This is a genomic window from Xanthobacter oligotrophicus, assembly GCF_008364685.1.
Lineage (GTDB): Bacteria > Pseudomonadota > Alphaproteobacteria > Rhizobiales > Xanthobacteraceae > Xanthobacter > Xanthobacter oligotrophicus.
In genome coordinates, this window is sequence record NZ_VTTL01000010.1 from 162,740 (window position 1) to 183,761 (window position 21,022).

A 21,022-nucleotide genomic window follows, 5' to 3' on the forward strand; every position below is an offset into this window, starting at 1 on the left:
CACATGGCCATGGACATTCTCATCGTGGACGATGAGGCCGACATCTGCGAACTGGTGGCCGGCATCCTGGAGGACGAGGGCTATGCCGCCCGTACCGCCCGGGACGCCGATAGTGCGCTCGCGGCCATCTCGGCGCGACGGCCCAACCTGGTCTTCCTGGACATCTGGCTGCAGGGCTCACGGCTCGACGGGTTGGAACTGCTCAACGAGATCAAGGCCCAGCACCCCGAGGTGCCGGTGGTGATGATCTCCGGGCACGGCAACATCGAGACCGCGGTGGCGGCCATCAAGCGCGGCGCCTACGACTTCATCGAGAAGCCGTTTAATGCCGATCGCCTCGTGATGGTGGCCGAGCGCGCGCTCGAGACGCTGCGCCTGAGGCGTGAGCTGAAGGAGCTGAAGCAGCTGGCGCCCCACGGCCATGTGCTGGTGGGCCGTTCCAGCGCCGTCCAGCAGCTGAAGGCCACCATCGACCGGGTGGGCCCCACCAACAGCCGCATCCTGATCGTCGGCCCCTCCGGCTCCGGCAAGGAGCTGACGGCCCGGCTCATCCACACCACCTCCACCCGCGCCCAGGGGCCGTTCGTGGTGCTGAATTCGGCGGCCATCACGCCGGAGCGGCTGGAGTTCGAGCTGTTCGGTGTCGCCGAAGGGGAGGGGCGGGAGCCCAAGCGCGGGGCGCTCGACGAGGCCCACGGAGGCACGCTGTTCCTGGATGAAATCTCTGACATGCCGCGCGAGACCCAGAACCGGGTGCTGCGCGTGCTGGTGGAGCAGACCTTCTCGCGCATCGGCTCCAACGACAAGGTGAGCGTGGACGTGCGCATCATCTCCTCCACCGGCCGCAACCTGGAGGAGGAGATCGCCAAGGGCCGCTTCCGGGAGGACCTCTACCACCGCCTCTCGGTGGTGCCGATCCGGGTGCCGCCACTGGCCGAGCGACGCGACGACATTCCGGACCTGGTGGAATTCTTCGTCGACACCATCTCGCAGACCACCGGGCTGCCGCGCCGGCCCATCGGCGAGGACGCCATGGCGGTGCTCCAGTCCCACGACTGGCCGGGCAACGTGCGCCAGCTGCGCAACAATGTGGAGCGCCTGCTGATTCTCGCCGGCGGCGATCTGGAAGCCACCATCACCGCCGCCATGCTGCCGCCGGACGTGGGCGCGCTGGTGCCCAACCTGCCCAACGGCAATGGTGGCGAGCATCTCATGGGCCTTCCGTTGCGGGAGGCGCGCGAGGTGTTTGAGCGGGAATACCTTGCCGCCCAGATCAACCGCTTCGGCGGCAACATCTCGCGGACGGCGGAATTCGTCGGCATGGAGCGCTCGGCCCTTCATCGAAAGCTTAAGGCTCTCGGGGTAGGCTGATCGACCAGTTGACGGGATACCCGAAAAAGGGGCTGCATCGGAGCTGAGGCTCGGGGTGCGATCGGTTTTGCCGCGATCTTTTAGGTCGCGATTCGCCTGGGCGCCGGGGGAGGGTTCATGAAGGTCGTGATCTGCGGCGCGGGGCAGGTGGGGTTCGGCATCGCCGAGCGCCTCGCCGGTGAGCAGAACGACGTGTCCATCATCGACACGAGCCCGCGGCGCATCCAGATGGTGACCGAGCAGCTGGACGTGCGCGGCGTGGTGGGGCAGGGCTCCCATCCGGACGTGCTGGCGCGCGCCGGCGTCGAGGCGGCCGACATGCTCATCGCCGTGACCCTACACGACGAGGTGAACATGGTGGCCTGCCAGGTGGGCCACGCCCTTTTCAACGTGCCCACCAAGGTCGCCCGCATCCGCGCCCAGACCTATCTCGCGCCGGAATGGCGCGACCTGTTCTCCCGCGACCAGCTGCCCATCGACGTCATCATCTCCCCGGAGATCGAGGTGGGCGAGATGGTGCTGCGGCGCCTGTCCCTGCCCGGCGCCACCGATACGGTGAGCTTCTCCGACGGGGCGGTGCAGGTGGTGGGCGTGCTGTGCGGCGAGGACTGCCCGGTGGTGGATACCCCCCTCAGCCAGCTTACCCAGCTGTTCCCGGACATGCCGGCCACCATCGTGGCGGTGAGCCGGAAGGGCAAGACGCTGGTGCCGCGCTCCAACGACCAGCTTGCGGTCGGCGACAACGTCTATTTCGTGGCCCAGGCGGACCAGGTGCAGCGCGCCCTGTCCCTGTTCGGGCACGACGAGGTGCCGGGCCAGCGCATCGTCATCGCCGGCGGCGGCAACATCGGCTACTACGTGGCGAGCGAGCTGGAGCGGCGCAATGCAGCCGCGCGGGTCAAGCTCATCGAGTTCTCGCGCGAGCGGGCCCAGACCATCGCCGAAGTGCTCTCGCGCACCGTGGTTCTGAACGGCGACACGCTGGAGCGCGCCATCCTCGACGAGGCGGGCGTGCGCGAGGCGGACACCATGATCGCCCTCACCAACGACGACCGCATCAACATCCTGTCCTGCCTTCTGGCCAAGCAGATCGGGGCCAAGCGCATCCTGGCTCTGCTGAACGAGCAGGGCTACGCCACCTTCGCCCGGGGCCTGGGCATCGACGCCCATGTGAACCCGCGCCAGATCACCGTTTCCAAGGTGCTCCAGCATGTGCGGCGGGGGCGCATCCGGGGCGTCCATGCGCTGCTCGACGGCTCGGGCGAGATGATCGAGGCGGAAGCGCTGGAAACCTCGCCGCTGGTGGGCAAGCCGCTGAAAGATCTCGACCTTCTGGAGGGGCTGCGCATCGGCGCCATCGTGCGGAACGGGCAGGTGCTGCTGCCGCGCGGCGATTTCGTGGTGCGGGCTCACGACCGGGTGGTGCTGTTCGCCCTCGCCGATCGCATCAAGCGCGTGGAACAACTGTTCCGCGTGGCGCTAGAATTCTTCTGATCTCCCAAGACCTTCTGGTTCCAGAGTTCTCCTGCTCGCCAAGTTTTCCTGCTCGTAAGGCGCACATGGTCAACGCCGCCCGCCCGCTTGCCGCCGGTCTTTTCGCCGTCGGCCTCCTCGCGCTTCCGCCGGCCGTGGTCGCGGCGCGGGGCGGGGAGGGGCATGTGCCGGTCTTCCTCGCCACCTGCGGCTTCTGCCTGTTCCTCGCCGGGCTGCTGCGCTTCACCACGGATGGCATGGACAAGCGCCTGACCCGGGCGGGCGGCGTGGGGCTGGTGGCCGGCCTTTGGCTGCTGCTGCCGCTGGCGGCGACCCCGGCGGTCGCCATCGTCTCCGGCCTGCCGCCGCTGGCGGCGTGGCTCGAGGCGGTATCCGCCTTCACCACCACCGGGGCGACCGCGCTCAAGCAGGGGCCGGCGAGCCTCTATGTGTGGCTCGCCCTGCTGCAATGGACCGGCGGGCTGCTGACCATCGTCGCGGCGGTGGCGGTGCTTGCGCCGGCGGGCCTCGGCGGTCTGCCGGACCGCACCCCGCGCGGCGGCGCCACCCTCGACGTGGTGGATCTCATCGCCGTGCTGCGCGAGATCGCCCCCGCCTATGTGGGCGCGACCCTGCTTGCCGTGATCGTGCTGCTGGTGAGCGGGGAGAGCCCCTATGTGGCCTTCACCCTGGCCACGGCCGTGGTCTCCGCCGGCGCCCACCTGCCGCCGGAAGCCCAGCTTGCGCTGACCTTGGACGAGAGCCCGAAATGGCTCCTGCTGCCGTTCCTGCTGTGGAGCGCCACCAGCGTGCGCTGGCATCGCGCGCTGCTGACCCGGCGCATCAATGCCGCCCCGGAGCAGACGGAGAGCCTCGTCATCCTCGGCTGGTGGGCGGTGCTCGGCATCGTGCTCGGCGCTATCCTCTACCGCTCGGCCGACGTGCCCACGCTGGATGCAATCCGCGACGGCCTGTTTTCTGCCGCCTCGCTCATCTCCACCAGCGGCATCGGCCCGCGCGAGGGCACCTATATGAGCCTGCCGCTGGGCCTCGTCATCCTGGTGGTGCTGCTGGGCGGCGGGGCGCTGTCGGTGGCGGGTGGGCTGAAGATGCTGCGGCTGCGCGCGATTCTGCTCAACACCCGGGGCGGCCTGATGCGCCTCGTCTACCCGCACCTCGTGCAGCCGGCGGCCTATGAGGGCGGCGTGGGTTCGGTGATGCTGGGCATCTGGGCGGGCGCGGCGAGCCTCGCTCTGGTGTTCGGCATCTGCGTCATCGCGCTGAGCCCCGGCCTGCCCGGCCTCGATGCGGCGCTGGCCGCCGCGGCGGCGGTGGTGACCAATACCGGGCCGGTCTACGACGCCGGAGGCGCCGGCTGGCCGCCGCTGTCCTCGCTGCCGGTGGGTTCCGTCCTCGTGGCCGGGCTTGGCATGGTGGCGGGACGGTTGGAGATGATCGGCCTGCTCGTCGTCATCCATCTCGCCCTCTGGCGCACCTGAAGAAGCGTTCTGCCATGTCCCGCATCGCCTATGTCAACGGCCGCTACCTGCCGCACCGCAACGCCAGCGTGCATGTGGAGGATCGCGGCTACCAGTTCGCCGACGGCGTCTACGAGGTCTGCGAAGTGCTCAACGGCCATCTGGTGGACGAGCGGCGCCACCTCGACCGGCTGGAGCGCTCCCTGCGCGAACTGCTCATCCCCGCGCCCATGAGCCGCATCGCCCTTGCCAATGTGCTGGAGGAGGTGGTGCGGCGGAACGGGGTGCGCGACGGGCTGGTCTATCTCCAGATCACCCGCGGCGTGGCGCGGCGCGACCATGCCTTCCCGCCGGCCGGCACCAAGCCGGCGGTGGTGGTCACGGCGCGCCGGTCCGACCGCAAGGGTCAGGAGGCGCTGGCCGCCAAGGGCGTCGCGGTCATCACCGTGCCGGAGAACCGCTGGCCGCGGGTGGACATCAAGTCCACCTCGCTGCTGCCCAACGTGCTGGCCAAGCAGCAGGCGAAAGAGGTCGGCGCGCGGGAAGCCTGGTTCGTGGACGGCGCGGGCTTTGTCACCGAGGGCGCCTCCACCAATGCCTGGATCGTGACGGGCGACAAGACCATCGTCACCCGCCCGGCGGAGAGCGGGATCCTGCGCGGAATCACCCGCACGGTGGTGTTTGAGGTGGCGGCGTCCCTCGGCTACGCGGTGGAGGAGCGTCCCTTTACCGTAGCGGAAGCCCTAAACGCAGAAGAAGCCTTCATTACCGCCGCCACCACGGTGGTGATGCCCGTGGTGCGCATCGACGGCCATGCGGTCGGGGCCGGCAAGCCCGGTGTGGTGGCGACCACCTTACGCTTGAAATTTCACGATTTTTCCGAAATTTCCTGAGGTATCCACGGCCGCGCTCATGTTGCGGAGCAAAATAATATTGCGCCGCCATGGAGCTGTGCCATTCTAGGTGGCCAACTCCCGTGGCGGCACGTACAGCATTTTTGTGCGTCCGCGACGGACTTAACGCCCAAAAAAACGGATACGAAAATGGCGGCGGAACGGACACAAAACCTGCAGGACACCTTTCTCAATCACGTCCGCAAGAACAAGACACCCCTCACAATCTTCCTGGTGAACGGGGTGAAGTTGCAGGGCGTCGTCACTTGGTTCGATAATTTCTGCGTACTCTTGCGTCGCGACGGGCATTCCCAGCTTGTTTACAAGCACGCGATTTCCACCATTATGCCGGGTCATCCGGTGCAATTGTTCGATCCCACCGACGACGTGGGCGAGAAGGCTTAAAGCAGCGTGGAGCGTGCCACCGGCAAGGGGTCCAGAACGACGTTGAAGACAGGGTCCAAGCTGGGGTCCAAAGGGGGCACCACCACTCGGGGCGTTCCAACTCGGGGCGCTACCGAAACCCACGGGGCCGTGGCCGATGCTGCGGTTTCCGGCGGTTCCGGGGAGGCACCGGGGGACGTTTCCGCATTTTCACCTGCGCGGGAAGAGGGCCGCGGCGGCATCGACCGCCGTGCGCCGCCGACGCGGTGCGCCGTCATCACGCCAGCGCTGGCGAAGCGTGCTACCCGCGGTGCGCCGGAGCGGCGCAGCCCCCAGTCACGGCTGGAGGAGGCGGTGGGCCTTGCCGCCGCCATCGACCTCGACGTGGTCTATTCCGCCACCATTCCCCTGTCCGAAATCCGTCCCGCTACCTTTCTCGGTTCGGGGAAGGTGGAGGAACTGGAGGGTGTGGTGCGCGCCGAGGCGGTGGACCTCGTCTTCTTCGATGCGGCGCTCTCCCCAGTGCAGCAGCGCAATCTTGAAAAGGCCTGGTCCGCCAAGGTGGTGGACCGCACGGCGCTGATTCTTGAAATCTTCGGCATGCGCGCCCGCACCAAGGAAGGCGCGCTACAGGTGGAGCTTGCCCACCTCAATTACCAGCGCTCGCGCCTGGTGCGCTCCTGGACCCATCTGGAGCGCCAGCGCGGCGGCTTCGGCTTCCTCGGCGGTCCGGGCGAGACACAGATCGAGGCGGACCGCCGGCTCATCGGCGATCGCATCTTGCGCATTGAGAAGGAGCTGGAGCAGGTCAAGCGCACCCGCGGCCTGCACCGCGCCAGCCGCAAGCGCGTGCCGTATCCCATCGTCGCGCTGGTGGGCTACACCAATGCCGGAAAGTCCACGCTCTTCAACCGCCTGACCCGGGCGGAGGTGATGGCCAAGGACCTGCTGTTCGCAACCCTCGACCCGACGCTTCGGGCGGTGGACCTGCCCCACGGCACCCGCATCATCCTCTCCGACACGGTGGGCTTCATCTCCGAACTGCCGACGCAACTCGTCGCCGCCTTCCGCGCCACCCTGGAGGAGGTGCTGGAAGCCGACCTCATCCTGCATGTGCGCGACATCTCCCATCCGGACACCGACGCCCAGGCTGCCGATGTCTCCGACGTGCTGGAGGATCTGGGCGTCGACCCCCAGCCGGGCGGGCGTGTGATCGAGGTCTGGAACAAGATCGACCGGCTGGCGCCGGAAGAGCGCGAGCAGGTGGAAAACCGGGCTGCGCGCGGCGGCGCCGAAGCGCCGGTGCCGGTTTCCGCGCTGACGGGGGAGGGGACCGAAGACCTCCTCGGCCTGATCGAGCGCCGCATCACCGCCGGCCGGGTGACGGTCTCGGTGACGCTGGCGGCGGAGGACGGGGAGGGGCTCGGCTGGCTCTATCGCCACGGCGAGGTGCTGGAGCGCACCACGGACGAGGATGGAGCCATCCACGTGGCCCTGCGCATTCCGCCCGACCGCGCCGGACTTGTCACCCGCCGGTTCGGTGCGCGGCGCGTGCATCCGACCTGAGCCGGCGGTAAGTCACAGCTCAGGCAAAGCGGTTCAGACCGCTTTGCCTATGCGCCCTCGCGCTCCTTCAGCTTCGCCTCCTGCCAGAGAGCTTCCATCTCGTCGAGGCTCGCCTGTTCCGGCCGGCGGCCGGCACCGGCGAGCCGGTCTTCCACATGGCCGAAGCGCCGGGTGAACTTGTCGTTGGTGCCGCGCAAGGCGTCCTCGGGGTCTACGCCCGCATGCCGGGCGAGGTTGACCACGGCGAACAGCAGGTCGCCCATCTCGTCCCTGATGGCCGCGGTGCCGCCTTCCTCCAGCGCCTCGGCGACCTCCTGCGTCTCCTCGCGGATCTTGGCAAGCACCTGCCGCGCATCGTTCCAGTCGAACCCCACGCGGCTGGCTTTCTCCTGAAGCTTCAGCGCGCGGGTGAGGGCAGGCAGCGGCAGGGGCACGCCGGCAAGGGCGCCCTGCTGCGCCTCCTCCTGCGGCAGGCCGGCCGCTGCTCGAGCCTGCGCCCGCTCGCGCTTTTCCTGCGCCTTGATCTCGGCCCACAGGCCCTTCACCGCCTCCGGTGACAGATCCCGCGCGGTGCCGAACACATGGGGGTGCCGGCGGATGAGCTTGGCGGTGATGGCCTCCACCACGCCGCCGAAATCGAAGGCGCCGTCCTCCTGCGCCATCCGGGCGTGGAAAACCACCTGCAGCAGCAGGTCGCCCAGTTCCTCCCTCAGGTCGCCCATGTCGGCGCGGGCGATGGCATCGGCCACCTCGTAGGCTTCCTCCAGCGTGTAGGGCGCGATGGTGGCGAAGCTTTGCTCCAGGTCCCACGGGCAGCCGGTTCCCGGCGTGCGCAAGGCGGCCATGATCTCGATGAGGCGCGCGATGTCGCGGGAGGCGTCCATGAGGTTCTCCATGCTCGAGTGCGATCTTTACCGCAGGCTGCGCCGTCCTATGCTCCGGCCAGCCAGGAAACGTCAAAGGGTTCGGAGGAAGAGACCATGGTCGAGATCGCGCCCGCCGGCCCCATCGATGATGACATGCGGCCGGGCGAAAAGGCCGTGGCGCTGCCGGAGCGCTTCGACGTCGGGCTCTATTTCATCGGCCGCATCCGCACGCCCTGGACCGAGCGCGGCAGTTGCCCCCGTCGCGGCGACGCGGAGGAGGGCCCCGTCTGCACGCTGGAGATCGACCCGCGCTGGGCCGACGCGCTGACCGGCGTTGCCGATTGCCCGCGCCTGCAGGTGCTCTACTGGATGGACCGGGCGCGGCGCGACCTCGTGCTCCAGAGCCCACGGCATGACGGCGACACCCGCGGCACCTTCGCCCTGCGCTCACCGGTGCGGCCCAATCCGGTCGCCTCGTCGGTGGTGCGGCTGGTGAGCGTGGACGGCCTGCGGGTTGAGGTGCGCGGGCTCGACTGCCTCGACGGCACGCCGCTCATCGACCTCAAGGTGCAGCACGGCTGAGCCGACAGCCACCCGCAGCAAGCGGGGCATGGGCGAGGGTTCGGCCGTCGCTCAGGTGCTCAATCCAAAAGTCGCAGAAGAGATATTATGGAACTTATCTCTTGCCCCAGGCAGGGAAGGGCGAAGCCTGAACGCCGCCGCCATCGTCGCTGGACGCTCTTCAGTGCTTCCGAATATTTACAAAAATATCATTCTAAAACAGACGGTTATACGACGAACTGAATCCTTCGCTCGAATCACTTGAGGCATCACATCAGCCGCTCGCAGCCGTGTCGGCAGATGCGGCGGGCGAGCGGATGCGGGACTCGAAGCGCAGGCCGTCATAGGCCGGCACGATGCCGTCCGGCAGGCGTGCTTCCAGCGCGGCATAGTCGAGGTCGGTGTGGAGGTTCGTGAGGATCGTGCGCTTCGGCTTCATGAGCGCCACATGGTCCAGCGCCTCCTGAAGGGTGAAATGAGACGGATGGGGCGTCTCGCGCAGGGCGTCGATGATCCACACATCCAGATTGTGGAGGCGAGCCAGGCTGTTCTCCGAGATCCCGTTGACGTCGCTGGAATAGGCCACGTCGCCGAAGCGAAATCCGAAGGAATCGATGTCGCCGTGCCGCTGGCGGAACGGCAGGGCGCTGATGGCACCCCCCGCCCCTTCCACCACGATCTCCCGCCCCTCGCGGAAGCGATGCTCGGTGAGGATGGGCGGATAGGCGCTGCCGGGCGGCGTGGAGAAGCAGTAGCCGAAGCGTTGATGCAGCATGCGGGAGGTATCTTCATCCGCATAAATATCCACCCGGCTGCGATGGTGGATGGCGAGCGGCCGCAGATCGTCAATGCCGTGGGTGTGGTCGGCGTGCTCGTGGGTGAAGAGCACGGCATCGATATGGGTCACCGCCTCGCCGAGGAGCTGCTCCCGCAAGTCCGGGGAAGTATCGACAAGAACGGTGGTTTTCCCGTTCGGCCCGAAGCGTTCCACCAGCATGGAGCAGCGGCGGCGGCGATTGCGGGGGTTGAGGGGATCGCAGGCGCCCCACCCCTGCCCCACCCGCGGCACGCCGCCGGACGACCCGCATCCCAGGATGGTGAAGGTGAGGCTTGCGCCGGTTTCGCTGGGCAAAGGCATGGTTCTCGCGACCTCGCTGCGTCTGCTGCTCGGGTCAGGGGTCAGGGCGGAATCGGCCCGCAGCCTGATCCAAATTCGCCCCGGAGTCACACCCGAGGGGGCGAAAGATCATTCAGCGCGACTGAAAATCTGCATTTCGAGCCGGAAAAGCCGCCTGGCGCGCGTGCGTTCGCGATCGGACCAAAGCGTCGGGTCTCAAAGCGAATGAGGCTGCTTCTACCGTCGCTTATCGGAAGCGATTCGCTTGTGCTCTCAGGTGAGCAGTTGGCCGTAAGTGGCAAATGGACGTGTCGCCCCGCCCTTCCGGGCGCACGGGTGCGCCAGAAGACATGCTCCCGGAGGCGGTGCGGGCGCAACGGCGGACAGGCGCGGGGAAATTGGTGGGGGCGACGTGGGGCACCCGTTCAGACAGCCCCTCGCGATCGGGAGCCACAACGGCGCACGCCACGGCCGCCGGTGACCGGCGTCGTGGTGGGGAGATGGAATTGGGTGGGGAAGATCGGGGTTTGAATGGTCGGAGCGAGAGGATTTGAACCTCCGACCCCTAGTCCCCCAGACTAGTGCGCTAACCGGGCTGCGCTACGCTCCGACTGAGGATGGGAGGCTTAGACCATCGTTCCGGCGCGGGCAAGCCCCCTCGCGCAGGTATCCCATGCTCTCCCCAGGGACGTGATGGCCAACCCATAATCTTCGGCCAAGCTGCAGCTTGTGATTGTTTTTTCGGCGTCGAATGCCGGCAGGATTGTGGCCGCGACACCCGAATCATCACCTTTTCGCCGGCAAATTGGGACGCTATCGCCCCATTGCGACGCCATTCGGCAATCATCCGAAACTACACGGAAGATTGATTGCATGAAGATACGCGTGGTCCTGTCCTGCTTCGCCCTGTCCCTCTCGGCCGGAATGGCCGTCTCGAACACCGCAAAAGCGGACACCTCCACCGGCGTCGCCTCTTACTATTGGCAAGGCCGCAGCACCGCGAGCGGTGAGCGCTTTAACCCCTCCGCCATGACGGCGGCGCACCGCTCCCTGCCCTTCGGCACCAAGGTGCGTGTCACAAATCTGCGCAACGGACGCACCGTCGTCGTGCGCATCAATGATCGCGGCCCCTTTGTCCGCGGCCGGGTGATCGACGTGTCCCGCGCCGCCGCCTCGGAACTCGGCTTCACCAACTCGGGCATCACCCGCGTTGCCCTCGCCGTGATGGACTGACCCGCGGCAGGGATTTACGCCCAATCAGGCCTCACGAGGCCGCGCGTCTGGATGGAGGCACTCTCCGGCGCGGCCTCGTCGCCTTTCTGTATTGATGACGTGACGCCGCGCGGATCGCGCCTCGCCGGATGGGCTGGGCACCGCGCGGCGGAAACCGCACCGCAGCGGCGGTCCGGTCAATCGCCCGGACGATCGCCATCCCGGGGCGCCAGCACCTCTTCCATCAGCCGCCGGCATTCGCCGAGCTCATAGAGCGCCGATTGCATGCGATGCACGTCGTCGCGTGAGAGCACCGGCGCGGCCATGGGCGGCTGGCCCGCCATCCGCGGCTCCGACCGCAGGTGCGGCGGCAGATATTGCTCGGGCGGACCCGGACGGAGCGGCTCGCGCGGTACTCGCTGCGCCGGCGGCTCCGGTTCCGGGGCATAGGCGGGCGCCTCCCCCCTCGTCGATCCGTCGCGGAAGGATGGATTGGGCAGGTCCAGCGGCGCTTCGGCCCGGCTCCAGGGCGGCGGGCCACGCCGCTGCGCCACATACGGGTCCGGGGCGACGGCCCGGCCGGCCATGCGCTCGGCGATGCGGCGCTGCTCGGCCTCGGGCAGCACGCCCGAGTTCGGGTCATCCTCATCATGGATGGGACCGATGAGTGGCCCGACCCGGGTTGCCCGCGGCAGGGACTGCGGGGCGCCCTCGCCCCAGCCTTCGTCCCAAACCCGCCGCACCTCCTCGTCGGCCCAGCCCGCCGGGGGCCGGGCGTGGGCCGCTGCCGCCGATGCCGCAGCGGCGGGCGCATGGGCCATCGGCGCGCGGCCCGCCGACGAGCCAAAGGGAGGCGCAGTCATGGGAGCCGTGCCCATGGTAGCGGCGCCCTTGGGCGCAGCGCTCATGGAAGGCTCGCGCCGCTCCCCACGGGGCGGCGAAAAGGGGGGCCGGCGCCGCTCCTCGTTCATCATCTCGGTCTCCGGATCGGCGGCCATGGCGCCAGGACGCGGGGCGCGCGACGGCCGTTCGATGGGGCGATAAAGCGGCTCATCGTCTTCGGAGGGGGCGACGGCTTCCGGCAGGCGGGTGCGATCCTCGGCTACACCGTGCCATGTGGCCTCCACCCAGTCGGTCTGCCGCCATTCGCCATCCTGCACGATCCGGCCCTGACGCGGATCCCGGCCTTGATCCTGACGTGTCTCTCGGCGCTGGCCTTGGCGCGGATCTTGGTTCGGCTCCTGGAACCGTGGCGGCTCGGAGCGTGCGGTCGTAGCGGCGCGCCGTTGCGGGGCCGGCGCGGGCGGCTCGTCGTCATCCTGATAGGCTTTGATCTGCGGGCTGCGCCGGGGATGGGGGGCAAACGGGTCGTCGAACCGGTCGTCCTCCAATGGCTCGTCGTCTAATCGCTCATCCTGCAGCCGCTCGTCCTCCTCCCATGCCGGGCGACGGGCCTCGGCGGGTGCGGAGGGACGGCGCGGCGCGGGGCGCATCGCCTCCCCCTCCTCCAATGGCAGGTCCAGCGGCGATGGCGCGCGGCGGGCGCGCGGCGGGATGTCGTCCTCGGGGCCCTCCACGTCCTCCAGGGCCTCGTGCGGGCGCATGGGCCGGCGCTCCTGCGCGCGCAGGCGCTGGATGCGTGCCTCGATGGGCTCGGACACGGCGGAGACCGTCACCGGCATGTCGTCGAGGAATGGCAGCAGCGGGTCGTCGAATGCGGGCGAATGGGACGGTGGCGCCGTGCCGTCGGTATCCCGCTGGGACACACGCGCGGCGGGTCCCCGGCTCGGCCGCTGCGGGGCGAGGATGGGCTCCAGCCGCTCCCGCGTCCGGGGTGGCGCCCCGTGAGGTGCTCCATGAGGTGCTAAATGCGGCGCGCCGGAGGGCGGGTGCGGAAGCTCCTCGCCCAGGGTCGGCTCGCGTCGCTGGCCAGGTGCCTCGAAGGCGGCGGCACGCCGCTCCTCCCGAAGCTGTGGCTCGCGGTCGCGGTGCCGCGCGGCGGGCCTGAAGGCGATGGGGGGCTCGGGCGGCTCGTCCGCAAGATCACGGTCGGCCTCGGCATCAGGGAAGGGCAGGGGCAATTCGGCCGCTTCGGGCAATTCGGGGAGGAGGTCGTCGTCCTCCGCTGCCCTGCCACCCGGCGCCTTGGGTTTGCGGCGCGGCAAAAGGCCCAGCAGACCGCCGAAGGTCACGCCATCCCCGGCCTCGCTCCGCTGGGGCTTGGCCGAGCGCATGACGGCCACCTCGCGCTCGATGCCGAGGTCCTGCACGTAGCGCACGCCCTGATCCTTCAGGATGCGTTGCGCGCCCTTGATGGTGAAGCCGTCGGTATAAAGCAGGTGGCGGATGCCGCGCAGGAGGTCCACGTCCTCCGGCCGGTAGAAGCGCCGGCCGCCGGCCCGCTTGATGGGCTTGATCTGGGGGAAGCGCGTCTCCCAGAACCGCAGGACGTGCTGCGGAAGGGCCAGGTCTTCGGCGACCTCGCTGATGGTCCGGAAGGCGTCCGGAGCTTTCTCCGTGTCGCGCGCGTCCACCGTATCTCCCGCCTCAATCGACCGAATCGCCCCGAAGTCCTGACGGAATCATACGGGTGAACGCGGCGTGCGGGAAGTTGTGGTGGTGCCCTGCGCGGCGGCGCGTCGCGCCTTGTCCCCCGCCCTTTGGGCGGGTCAGTCCTCGTCGAGGCCGTCGCCGACGGTCCCGTTGATGCGGTGCTTGAGGATGCTGGAGGGCTTGAACACCATGACCCGGCGCGGCTCGATCGGCACTTCCTCGCCGGTCTTGGGATTGCGGCCAACCCGCTCACCCTTCTCGCGCACCACGAAGGAGCCGAAGGAAGAGAGCTTCACCGTCTCGCCGCGGGCCAGGCAGTCGGCGATCTCCTTCAGAACCATCTCCACCAGCTGGGCGGATTCGGTGCGAGACAGCCCCACCTGCTGATAGACGGCCTCACACAGATCCGCCCGCGTTACGGTCCGACCAGCCATTTGTCACCCCGGCCCCAGAAAGATGGCGAACCGCTCGAAGCCCCGTTCGAAGGATGCGGATCGCAGAACTTCGGCAATTTTAACAGAGCACGCTTCAGGAATGTGACGGAAACATCGCCGCACGCCGTAAAGCGACCCAGTACTGGCGAAGGATGTGCAACGCAAACTAGCCGCGCTCGCCAAGGTCGGTCAACGACTTAAATCAATTACCAGCGTAGCAGTGCCGATCCCCAGGTGAAGCCTCCGCCCATGGCCTCCAGCAGCACCAGATCGCCCCGCTTGATGCGCCCGTCCTTGACCGCAAGGTCGAAGGCCAGAGGTATGGAGGCGGCAGAGGTATTGCCGTGCTGGTCCACCGTGGTCACCACCTTTTCGGGGGCGATGCCCAGCTTCAGCGCGCTGGCGTCGATGATGCGCCGATTGGCCTGATGGGGCACGAACCAGTCGATGCTCGCGGCGCTTTCACCGGTGGCGGCGAAGGCGTCCTCGATCACGTCGGTGATCATGCCCACGGCATGCTTGAACACCTCGCGGCCTTCCATGCGCAGGTGGCCCACGGTTCCCGTGGTGGAGGGGCCGCCGTCCACGAACAGCTTGGCGCGGTGCCGCCCGTCCGAGCGCAGGTGCGAGGTGAGAAGACCGGCGCCGTGGGCGTCGTCTTCCCGCACCGCTTCCAGCACCATGGCCCCTGCCCCGTCGCCGAACAGCACGCAGGTACCGCGATCCTCCCAGTCGAGGATGCGGGAAAAGGTCTCCGCTCCGATCACCAGCGCCCGCTCGAAGGCGCCGGTCTTCAGATAGGCGTCGGCGGTGGCAAGGCCGAACACGAAGCCGGAGCACACCGCCTGCACGTCGAAGGCCGCGCCGCGGGTGATGCCCAGCTCCGCCTGTACCGTCACCGAGGTGGCGGGGAAGGTCTGGTCCGGGGTCGCGGTGGCGAGGATGATGAGGTCGATGTCGCGCGCGGCAAAGCCCGCGTCGGCGAGCGCCCGCTCTGCGGCCTTCAGCGCGAGATGCGAGGTGAACTCGCCCTCGGCGGCGATATGCCTCTGGCGGATGCCGGTGCGCTGCACGATCCAGTCGTCGGTCGTGTCGATGCGCCGCGCGAGATCGTCGTTCGAGAGCACCCTCTCGGGGAGATAGGACCCGGATCCCCGGGCGACGGACCTGATTCCGCTCACGATTGGCCTTCCACCCCTGCGGCCTGCGGCCGGCATGCTGCAACGTCCGGCGGCTGGCGGCCGACGAGGCTCTTTTCAATACGCGCGAGAAGCTCGTTGCGCACCATGTCGTAGGCGAGATCCACGGCGGCGGCGAATCCCTCCGCGTCGGTCCCGCCGTGGCTCTTGATGACAATGCCGTTGAGGCCCAGGAACACGCCGCCGTTGGCCCGGCGCGGGTCCATCTTCTCCCGCAGCACGCGGAAGGCGTCGCGGGCGAGGAGGTAGCCGATTCGCGCCCTCCAGGTGCGCCCCATGGCCGCGCGCAGGTAGGAGCCGAGCTGCTTGGCCGTGCCTTCCGCCGTCTTCAGCGCGATGTTGCCGGAAAATCCCTCGGTCACCACCACGTCCACGGTGCCGGCGCCGATGTCGTTGCCCTCGACGAAGCCGCGATAGTTCACGCCCACCACCTCCTCGCGGAGAATGCGGGCCGCTTCCTTGACCTCCTCGACGCCCTTGATCTCCTCGACGCCCACATTCAGCAGCCCCACGGTCGGGGCTTCGAGGTCGAACAGCACCCGGGCCATGGCCGAGCCCATGATGGCCATCTCCACCAGGCTCTTGGCGGTGGCGCCGATGGAGGCGCCCACGTCCAGCACCACGCTTTCTCCGCGCAGGGTCGGCCAGATGGCGGCGATGGCCGGGCGGCTGATTCCCGGCATGGTGCGCAGGTTGAAATTGGCCATGGCCATGAGCGCGCCGGTATTGCCGGCGGAGACGGCCACGTCCGCTTCCTTCAGCTTCACCGCGTCGATGGCGCGCCACATGGAGGATTTGTAGCGGCCGCGGCGCAAGGCCTGGCTCGGCTTGTCGTCCATGCCCACCACCACGTCGGTGTGGACGATGCGGGAGACGGCGGCGAGCTTGGGGTGGCTTTTTAGCACCTCGGTCACGCGCGCCGCGTCACCATACAGGACGAAAGAGGTGTCCGGATGGCGCCAGAGGGAGATTTCCGCCCCGGCAAGGACCGTCTCGGGTCCATGGTCGCCGCCCATGGCGTCGAGGGCGATGCGGACGGGTGCGGTCATCTCAGGCAGGTGTCCCTTGGGCTTTCTTGCGGGTTCAAAGGCGGCGCCGTCCGGGGGGTGAAGATCCTCCCCGCATGACGGCCGGCGCTTCGGCGGGCGGACAATAGCGCCTCGCGCCCGCATCGCAACTGTCGGGCGGCGTTCAATGGACGCCGCAGCGAAATTGGCGTCACTCGCTGCCCTTCAGCCGGGACAAGGCGGCGAAGGGCGAGGCGGCGGCATCCTCGGCCGGCGGCTCGAACACCACGCCGGGCTTGCGGGGATAGGGATCGATGCCGAGGATGAGGAATTCGTACACCAGCGCACCGGCGTCGATGTGCCCGTCCACGATCTCGTCCGGCGGGTCGATCTCGTTCTCTTCCTCGGCCACCGGGGGCTTGTAGGTGCCGGGCGGCACGAAATGCACGTCGATCTCTTCCGAGAGCGGCGCGTCGAACGGCTCCAGCGTGACCCCGCAGGTCTGGCGGATGGTGGCCGTGACCCGGCCGGTCACATGGGCCCCTGCCCCGCCCTCGGGCGCCAGATGAAGGGTCGCCCTCACATCTTCCACCGCCAGCACGCCGGCAAGGCGGGCGATGGCGGCGCAGGTGGCGGCGTCAGGGGTGAGCGCCAGGTCGAAGCCGCCGGGGGGCAGATCGAGCACGGAGAAGGGATGGGAATAGGGTAGGTCGGTCATGTCTCGTTCTCCCGCACGGCGGGGTCGGGCAGCTCCAGCACGCCGCGGGCCAGGACCGCGAACGGCGTTGCGTGGAGCTTCGCCGTGGCGGCGCGCACATAGGCGGCGAGCGCAGCGGCTTCAGGCGAGGGCTCAACCTCGCCGGCGGAAAGGATATTGCGGGACACCGCCTGGATCAGGGCGGCATCGTCCGCCTCGGCCAGGGCTGCGTCATAGGCGGCGGCGCGGCCATAGAAGGCCTCGCCGATCTTCTTCATCTTCTTGGGCACGGTCAGGTCGCCGATGCCGATCTCGCGCATGGCGGCGTCCATGTCGGCGGCGAAGGCATCGAAGATGTCCTGCGACATGGAGCGTTCCGGCGTGTCGCCGCCCTTCAGGCGATGGCAGACGAGCACGGTGTGGAGAACCACCATCTCGAACCGGCCTTCGAGCGTATCGGGCACGCCGAAGTCGGTGTAGAAGTCCGCCCGCCGCGACTGTGCCACGATCGCGCCATACAGGCGCTCAATGGTCGCGCGCGACATCGCGCGGGTCTTGGACGAGCGGAACAGGTTGAACATCGCAAATCCGGGGCGAGACGGTCCAGGCGGTGGGACTGGCATTCGGCCAAGCGGCGTAACGCGCCGCCGGCCCTGTGGCAAGGGGCGGCGATACGGCGGTGATGCGGCGGCGGCAGGCGCCGGCCGGTCAGGGCCGGGCGAACGAACATATGGGGAAGCGTGTGGCGTCACATGAGATGAAGGACATGCGGGGCGGCATGAATTCCGAAAACACGGGCTCCGAAAGCCGGATGGCCCGGTCCAGGATCGCCACCACGGGGCTGCTCCTCGCGGCGCTCGGGCTCGCCGGCTGCGGCGACATGGTGGGCGGCAACGGCACCACCATTTCCGGCGTCACCCGCACCTACCAGCGCGGCTACGTGCTGGCCGAGGGCGCGCTGGAGCAGGTTCCGGTGGGATCGAGCCAGGAGCAGGTGCTGTTGGTGCTCGGCACCCCCTCCACCGTCGCGACGGTGAACGGCGAGGCCTTCTTCTATATCTCGCAGACCGCGCAGAAGGTGGCGTTCCTGAAGCCGGAGATCACCGAGCAGAAGGTGCTGGCCATCTATTTCGACAAGAACAAGCGCGTCAGCCGCGTCGCCCAGTATGGGCTGAAGGACGGCAAGGTGTTTGATTTCGTGTCCCAGACCACGCCCACCAGCGGCGAGGAACTGAGCCTCATCAAGCAGATGATCGGCCTCATCACCTTCTGACGGTTTGAAACGGACTCAAGGGCCGGAACCCGGATATCCGGGTTCCGCAAGGACAGATCGCAAAGGGCCTTGGATGCGGCGCGGGCGGGAGACTTCGCGCGCCGCCCCGCCGCCTCTTCTCACCGCGCCGGAGTGGCCCGGGCGATGGCGAGGAAATCCGCCGCCTTCAGGCTGGCGCCACCCACCAGCGCCCCGTCCACATCGGCAACCGCCATCAGGGTCGCCGCATTGTCCGGCTTAACCGAGCCGCCATAGAGGATACGGATACCGTCTGCCTCGACGCCGAACTGCGACTTGAGGACGGAGCGGATGGTGCCGTGGATGTTGGCCACGTCCTCAGGGGTGGGCGTGCGGCCGGTGCCGATGGCCCACACCGGCTCGTAAGCGATGACCAGGTTGGATGCCGTGCAGCCTTCCGGCAGCGACTGGTGCACCTGGCGCGTCACCACCCCCACGGCCTCGCCGGCATCGCGCTCCTCGGCGGTCTCGCCGACGCAGACGATGGGCAGCAGCCCGAAGCACCACGCCGCCTTCACCTTGGCCATCACCACCGCATCGCTCTCCGACAGGTTGGTGCGTCGCTCCGAATGGCCGACGATGACCGACGTGACGCCGGCATCCTTCAGCATCTCGGCGGAAATGCCGCCGGTGTGAGCACCGGCGGGGGCCGGATGGCAATTCTGGCCGCCGAGCTGCACGCCTGAGCCGGCGAGGCGCTCGGCGGCGGAGATCAGAAGCGTCGCCGGCGGGCAGACGAGGAGGTCCAGCTTGGCCTTGAGGTCGCCATCATAGCCCGCGGCCAGGGCCTCGATCTCGGCGAGGGAGCTCTTCAGCCCGTTCATTTTCCAATTGCCGGCGATCAGGACGCGGCGGGAAGCGGGCATGGTTCGGCTCTCCTTTAAGGTTGATCGGGGTTCGCTCTATCAGAGCCCTTTCCCGGCCAAAAGGCATCAAGATGCGCCGTTGCGGGAGCATGGCGGCCTCACTATCATGCGCCGCTTCGCGCCGGACCCGGCCAAAACGAGAACGAACCGTCGATGGTACTTCAGACCCTTCGTAAGGGCGCGTCCGGCTGGATCGCCAAGATCTTCCTCGTCATCCTCACGCTCAGCTTCCTGGTGTGGGGCATCGCGGACGTGTTCCGCGGCATGGGCGCCACCTCGGTGGCGAGCGTCGGCGCAACCGAGATTTCCGCCGATGCGTTCCGCCGCCAGTATCTCGAGCAGCTCCAGCAGATCAGCCGCCGCGCCGGCCGCCCGATCACGCCGGACCAGGCCCGGGCCTTCGGCCTCGACCGGCAGATCCTCAACCAGATGATCGCCGACGCCACGCTGGACGAACAGGCCTCCCGCCTCGCCCTCGCCGTGTCCGACGAGCAGATCGCGCGCGAGATCGCCGAGAATCCCAATTACCGCCGCCCCGGCGCGACCAGCTTCGATCCGGCCTATTTCCAGCAGTTGCTGCGCTCCAACAACCTCACCGAGCAGCGTTTCGTGGCCTCCGAGCGCCAGCGCGCCGTGCGCGACCAGCTGCTGAAGTCGCTGGGCGCGGGCGTGGCGGTGCCGCAGGTGCTCATTGATGCGGTGGGCCGCTTCGAGAACGAGACCCGCGCCGCCGCCTACGTGCGCGTCACCCCGGCCGCCGCCGACCCGCTCAAAGCCCCCACGGACGAGGTGCTGCGGGCCTATTTCGACGCCCACAAGGTCACCTTCCGCGCCCCGGAATACCGCAAGATCAGCGTTTTGGCGCTGACCCCGGCGACGCTCGCCGTCGCCGAGACGGTGACCGACGCCGACGCCAAGGCCGACTACGAGCGCAACCTCTCCCGCTTCGGCACGCCGGAGCGCCGCGAGGTGCAGCAGATCGTCTTCACCTCCGCCGCCGATGCCCAGGCGGCCGACGAGAAGATCAAGGCCGGCTCCAGCTTCGCCGACATCGCCGCCGGGCGCGGCCTGACTGCCAAGGACACCGACCTCGGCCTCGTGGCGAAATCCGACATCCTGGATCCGAAGATCGCCGCCGCCGCCTTCACCCTGCCCGAGGGCGCGGTGAGCGCGGTGGAGGGCCGCTTCGGCACCGTCCTGGTGCACGTCACCAAGGTCGAGCCCAGCGCCCGCCAGCCGTTCGAGGCGGTGAAGGACCAGATCATCGCCGACCTGCGCCTCGATCGCGCCCGCCGCGCCCTGCTCGACAAGCACGATCAGGTGGAGGACGAGCGCGCCTCCGGCTCCACCCTCGCCGAGGTGGCGCAGAAGCTGGGCCTCAAGCTCCAGACCTTCGACGCGGTGGACCGCTCGGGCCGCACCCCGGCCGGTGACCCGGCCGACGTGCCCGGCGGCGCGGACGTGCTGTCCGGCGCCTTCGCCGCCCAGCCGGGGGTGGAGACCGACACCGTCCAGTTGCCGCAGAACGGCGGTTTCGTCTGGTACGAGACCAATGCCATCACCCCGGCTCGCGACCGTACCTTCGACGAGGCCAAGGCTGCAGTCACCGTCCGCTGGACCGAATCCGAGACCGAGAAGGCGGTAGAGGCCAAGGCCACCGCCCTCCTCGACAAGGCCAAGGCCGGCACGCCGCTGGCCCAGGTGGCCGCCGAGGCGGACCTGCCGCTCCAGATCGCCGAAGGTCTGCGTCGCGGCCGCGCCGCCGGGCCGTTCAGCGCCGAGAGCATCGCCAGCGTGTTCGACGTGAAGGAAGGCGGCTTCGGCATCGCGCTCGCCGCCACCGAACCGGACCGCGTCGTCTTCGAGGTGACCAAGATCATGGTGCCGCCGCCGGACATGGACACCTCGCGCGCCTCCGCCGAGCTGTCGCGCCAGATCGAGAACGACGTGCTGCTGCAGTATCTTTCCGCCATCCAGAAGGAGATCGGCGTGAAGATCAACGACAAGCTCTTCGCCCAGGCCACGGGCGCGGGCGCGACCAACTGAAGGTGGGC

General features: G+C 68.5%; 18 protein-coding genes, 1 tRNA gene and 1 pseudogene. 10 read left to right on the plus strand and 10 right to left on the minus strand.

Features of this window, described 5'->3' with window-relative positions:
• The first annotated feature begins 3 nt into the window (after positions 1-3).
• The 6 genes from ntrX to hflX all read left to right on the plus strand — a co-directional run bounded on the left by ntrX (position 4) and on the right by hflX (position 7,165).
• Positions 4-1,371 (plus strand): nitrogen assimilation response regulator NtrX, encoded by a 1,368-nt coding sequence (gene ntrX, locus FZ033_RS17455; RefSeq protein WP_149577360.1) that lies wholly within the window; start codon positions 4-6, stop codon positions 1,369-1,371.
• 117 nt (positions 1,372-1,488) lie between these two features.
• Entirely contained in the window at positions 1,489-2,865 is a 1,377-nt protein-coding gene (trkA, locus tag FZ033_RS17460; protein WP_149577361.1) for a Trk system potassium transporter TrkA, read from the plus strand.
• A 65-nt stretch (positions 2,866-2,930) separates the two neighbouring features.
• Positions 2,931-4,343 (plus strand): hypothetical protein, encoded by a 1,413-nt coding sequence (locus FZ033_RS17465; protein ID WP_149577362.1) that lies wholly within the window; start codon positions 2,931-2,933, stop codon positions 4,341-4,343.
• 14 nt (positions 4,344-4,357) lie between these two features.
• A complete protein-coding gene (locus FZ033_RS17470; RefSeq protein WP_149577363.1) occupies positions 4,358-5,215 on the plus strand; it encodes a D-amino-acid transaminase in 858 nt (285 codons plus the stop codon).
• Positions 5,216-5,365: 150 nt separating this feature from the next.
• Positions 5,366-5,620, plus strand: a complete 255-nt coding sequence (hfq, locus tag FZ033_RS17475; protein WP_041576100.1) for an RNA chaperone Hfq — start codon at positions 5,366-5,368, stop codon at positions 5,618-5,620.
• Positions 5,621-5,749: 129 nt separating this feature from the next.
• A complete protein-coding gene (gene hflX / locus FZ033_RS17480; RefSeq protein ID WP_149577364.1) occupies positions 5,750-7,165 on the plus strand; it encodes a GTPase HflX in 1,416 nt (471 codons plus the stop codon).
• Between the two features lie 47 nt (positions 7,166-7,212).
• Here the strand turns inward: hflX and mazG are convergent, their stop codons facing one another.
• The gene (mazG, locus tag FZ033_RS17485; protein ID WP_149577365.1) at positions 7,213-8,049 is read right to left on the minus strand and encodes a nucleoside triphosphate pyrophosphohydrolase; all 837 of its coding nucleotides are present in this window, start codon (positions 8,047-8,049) and stop codon (positions 7,213-7,215) included.
• Positions 8,050-8,145: 96 nt separating this feature from the next.
• Here mazG and FZ033_RS17490 point away from each other — a divergent pair, with 96 nt between their 5' ends.
• Positions 8,146-8,613, plus strand: coding sequence for an SAM-dependent methyltransferase (locus FZ033_RS17490; RefSeq protein WP_149577366.1), 468 nt, complete (start codon positions 8,146-8,148; stop codon positions 8,611-8,613).
• 253 nt (positions 8,614-8,866) lie between these two features.
• On the opposite strand, the gene FZ033_RS17495 is transcribed toward FZ033_RS17490, so the two are convergent.
• Both FZ033_RS17495 and FZ033_RS17500 read right to left on the minus strand, forming a co-directional pair.
• Positions 8,867-9,730, minus strand: coding sequence for an MBL fold metallo-hydrolase (locus FZ033_RS17495; RefSeq protein ID WP_149577367.1), 864 nt, complete (start codon positions 9,728-9,730; stop codon positions 8,867-8,869).
• Between the two features lie 511 nt (positions 9,731-10,241).
• Positions 10,242-10,319, minus strand: a tRNA-Pro gene (locus tag FZ033_RS17500).
• A gap of 263 nt (positions 10,320-10,582) precedes the next feature.
• On the opposite strand from FZ033_RS17500, the gene FZ033_RS17505 reads away from it, so the two are divergent.
• A complete protein-coding gene (locus tag FZ033_RS17505) occupies positions 10,583-10,942 on the plus strand; it encodes a septal ring lytic transglycosylase RlpA family protein (protein ID WP_012116358.1) in 360 nt (119 codons plus the stop codon).
• A 2,237-nt stretch (positions 10,943-13,179) separates the two neighbouring features.
• Here FZ033_RS17505 and FZ033_RS17510 read toward each other — a convergent pair.
• The 6 genes and pseudogenes from FZ033_RS17510 to FZ033_RS17535 all read right to left on the minus strand — a co-directional run.
• Positions 13,180-13,455: pseudogene (locus tag FZ033_RS17510) on the minus strand (MerR family transcriptional regulator); the annotation flags it as partial.
• A gap of 135 nt (positions 13,456-13,590) precedes the next feature.
• Complete coding sequence (locus FZ033_RS17515) at positions 13,591-13,908, minus strand: integration host factor subunit alpha (protein ID WP_012116356.1); 318 nt, start codon at positions 13,906-13,908, stop codon at positions 13,591-13,593.
• Positions 13,909-14,114: 206 nt separating this feature from the next.
• Positions 14,115-15,089, minus strand: coding sequence for a beta-ketoacyl-ACP synthase III (locus tag FZ033_RS17520; protein ID WP_149577368.1), 975 nt, complete (start codon positions 15,087-15,089; stop codon positions 14,115-14,117).
• The gene (gene plsX / locus FZ033_RS17525; protein WP_149577369.1) at positions 15,086-16,156 is read right to left on the minus strand and encodes a phosphate acyltransferase PlsX; all 1,071 of its coding nucleotides are present in this window, start codon (positions 16,154-16,156) and stop codon (positions 15,086-15,088) included. The genes FZ033_RS17520 and plsX overlap by 4 nt, the downstream gene beginning before the upstream one ends.
• A gap of 169 nt (positions 16,157-16,325) precedes the next feature.
• Positions 16,326-16,832: a YceD family protein gene (locus FZ033_RS17530; RefSeq protein WP_149577370.1), complete on the minus strand. Its 507-nt coding sequence runs from the start codon at positions 16,830-16,832 to the stop codon at positions 16,326-16,328.
• Positions 16,829-17,392, minus strand: coding sequence for a ubiquinol-cytochrome C chaperone family protein (locus FZ033_RS17535; protein WP_149577371.1), 564 nt, complete (start codon positions 17,390-17,392; stop codon positions 16,829-16,831). Before FZ033_RS17535 ends, FZ033_RS17530 begins: the two co-directional genes overlap by 4 nt.
• 230 nt (positions 17,393-17,622) lie before the next feature.
• On the opposite strand from FZ033_RS17535, the gene FZ033_RS17540 reads away from it, so the two are divergent.
• Positions 17,623-18,084, plus strand: a complete 462-nt coding sequence (locus FZ033_RS17540; protein WP_188079556.1) for an outer membrane protein assembly factor BamE — start codon at positions 17,623-17,625, stop codon at positions 18,082-18,084.
• A 119-nt stretch (positions 18,085-18,203) separates the two neighbouring features.
• On the opposite strand, the gene tpiA is transcribed toward FZ033_RS17540, so the two are convergent.
• On the minus strand, positions 18,204-18,968 hold the full coding sequence (gene tpiA, locus FZ033_RS17545; RefSeq protein WP_149577372.1) for a triose-phosphate isomerase: 765 nt from the start codon (positions 18,966-18,968) through the stop codon (positions 18,204-18,206).
• A 153-nt stretch (positions 18,969-19,121) separates the two neighbouring features.
• On the opposite strand from tpiA, the gene FZ033_RS17550 reads away from it, so the two are divergent.
• A complete protein-coding gene (locus tag FZ033_RS17550; RefSeq protein ID WP_149577373.1) occupies positions 19,122-21,014 on the plus strand; it encodes a peptidylprolyl isomerase in 1,893 nt (630 codons plus the stop codon).
• The last annotated feature ends 8 nt before the right edge of the window (positions 21,015-21,022 follow it).